This window comes from Clostridium sp. MCC328 (assembly GCF_018785465.1).
Lineage (GTDB): Bacteria > Bacillota > Clostridia > Lachnospirales > Lachnospiraceae > Pilosibacter > Pilosibacter fragilis.
In genome coordinates this window covers 1-2588 of sequence record NZ_WQPW01000088.1, presented here as the reverse complement: position 1 = coordinate 2588, position 2588 = coordinate 1, and the positions used below count along the sequence as shown (strand labels likewise).

Here is a 2588-nt window from a genome sequence, read left to right as displayed (position 1 = left end):
TGAATATTCCGTTGCGGCGAAGCCGTCTGTCCGGAAAAATGGAAACCACCTGTCCGGATAGGCGGAAACCGCTTTAGGTTATTGCTATGTGCGGCGAAGCCGCCTGTATGTTATTGTGCCTGAGATGGATCCAGTCCATAAACCTCCCTCATGGAAATATCCTTTTCTGGGTCAAGACTCATAATCGGAATCTTGTATGAATCGAATGAGATTCGATCCATGATGGCATCTGTGAGAGGGTTGTCCTTACCACCAAGCTTTTGGTACCAGTCTTCCTCAAGATACTGGGAACAGAAGATCGTGGATGAGTGCTTGCGACGCTTATGAATAAGCTCAAGCAGATTGGCTGAGTCTTTTTCAGTAACTCTCATGAGCAGCCACTCATCCAGGATTAGAAGCGTGGGATTGGTGTATTTTTTCAATGCATCTTTAAAGCGGCCTTCATCTCTGGCCTCTTGTAAGTCCAGGAGCAGATCTGGCACACGGACGTACTTAACGCTGTAATAACGCTTACATGCCTCCATTCCAAACGCACAGGCCAGATATGTTTTTCCACTGCCTGTTGCGCCGGTAATGAAGATGTTACGGTATTCTGTGATGTACTCACAGGTTGCCAGCCGTTCGATCAGGTGGCGGTTTACTTTGCGGTTATGACCGTAATCAACTGCCGCAATCGTTGCGTCTGGCTGCTCGAACTCTGCATTCTTAATCAGTCTTTTCAAACGGCTGTTTTTACGGGATGTATATTCGATATCAACGATCATCCCAAACCGATCATCGAAAGGGATCTCCTTCATGGAGATATCCTGCATCTGGTTACGGAATGCATCGGCCATCGATGTCATGTGCATTTCAATAAGCTTGTCAATTGTACTCTGATTTGTCATGATCTCTTACCTCCGTAATAACGGGCACCACGGGTGATGCCGGACTGGGAACTCTCGTTTGTCTGCTTCTGAGGTGCCTCAGATTTAGCTCCACGATCCGCAGTAAGGATGTTCTTGATGCTTTTATAGCTGGGTGAATTCGAGTACTGCAGAGCCTTTGCACAGGCGTTTTCAAGCTGCTGTGAAGACTTCCTCTCAGCAAGCTTCAAAAGGCCCATACAGGCCCTGTAAGACTGCTGCTCCACTCTGCCTGAGGTAAGGATACTGTTTACAACTTTATAGGTATTGATTCCAATTGTTTCTGCCCATTTGCGGAAACGGTCACCGTTCCACTCCAGATATTTCTGGTGATCTGGTGGCATATGTTCGAGTACTGTGGAATACTGCCCAGGACGCCCGTACAGGCGTTTGTGGGAAGCAATTCTCCTGAAATCCTTAAAAATTTCAATGGTGGTATCTGTCACTCGCACATCGACCTTATCTTTGATATACTGATAAGGCACCGAGTAGTACATTTTGTCTACGGCGATGTGATAGTTGAACTGTACTGTGGCGGTACGATGTTCAGCTAATTCAAAGCGGGTGGCAGGCAGGGGCATGAGCAATGGCTTCTCATCTTCGAGAAACAGCTTCTGTCGGCTGCCTTCTTTCTTTTGAAAAGAAGCCGCGTTGTACTTTTTGAGCTTTTTCCTGATTTCCTGGTTCAATTCTTCCAGAGAGAAAAACTGTTCATTACGAAGCGCAGCTGTGATCCATGTAGAGACATGGCCAGCATTTCCTTCTACACTTGGCTTATCCTTCGGGGCACGTACCCGGGCCGGAATGATAGCAGTGTTGTAATGCTGTGCCAGTTCCTCATAGGACTTAATCAGGACAGACTCATATTTGTCACTCTGTTTACGGTTCGTTGCTGTAGGAGCATTGTCTGATACCAGAATCGGCGTAACGCCGCCAAAGAACTCGTACATATGGACATGAGCGGTAATCCATGACTTTTGTTGTTCATTGATGAACGCTTCGACAAAAGCATACTGGCTGTAGGTCATAACACCAACAAAGATCCATGCTTCGGTAATTTCACCGGTATCCGGATCAATAATCTTTGCCGGATCACCAGCCCAGTCAACCTCGATCTGCTGGCCTGCTTTCCGCGGGATGTGCATGGTAGCACGGCTTTTTTGCTCGTTCTGCTGAATGTAATAACAGAACTGGGAATACATCAAAGCATCATCACCATTCTGACTGCATTCTTCGAGGTATTCTGTCCAAAGGAGCTTCTTGTTGACACCATTTTTGAGCAATTCCTTCCGGATGTAGTCGAAGTCAGGCATCCGCTTGGTGGATTTCGGAGACAAATCTTTTGGAAACATCCGCTGCTCCAACTCAGCATCAGTGAGTGATTCGTCCAGTGGCCAGCTCAGAGATAATTCATCTGCACGTTTCTGGACCTTTACAACTGTCTTTCTTGAAACCTTGAGGCTTTTCTCAATGTCACGAAGAGACAGACCCAAGGCTGTCAGCCTTAGGATTTCACGATATTTGGTCATATGAAGACCTCCCTCATAATGAATTAGCATCAAATTCGATGCTTACATCCATTATAAGAGTGGTTCCCTAATGACCGGAAGAGCGGTTTCCATCAATCCGGAACAATGGTTTCCTCAATCCGGACAAGTGGTGTAAAAGTACCCGTAATATTCA

2 protein-coding genes are annotated in these 2588 nt (G+C 46.4%); both read right to left on the bottom strand.

Annotated features, from left to right (window positions below; genetic code table 11):
• Positions 1-110: 110 nt before the first annotated feature.
• On the bottom strand, positions 111-887 hold the full coding sequence (locus GPK83_RS12290; RefSeq protein WP_015552542.1) for an ATP-binding protein: 777 nt from the start codon (positions 885-887) through the stop codon (positions 111-113).
• Positions 884-2434 (bottom strand): IS21 family transposase, encoded by a 1551-nt coding sequence (gene istA / locus GPK83_RS12285; RefSeq protein WP_215704901.1) that lies wholly within the window; start codon positions 2432-2434, stop codon positions 884-886. Before istA ends, GPK83_RS12290 begins: the two co-directional genes overlap by 4 nt.
• Positions 2435-2588: the final 154 nt, after the last annotated feature.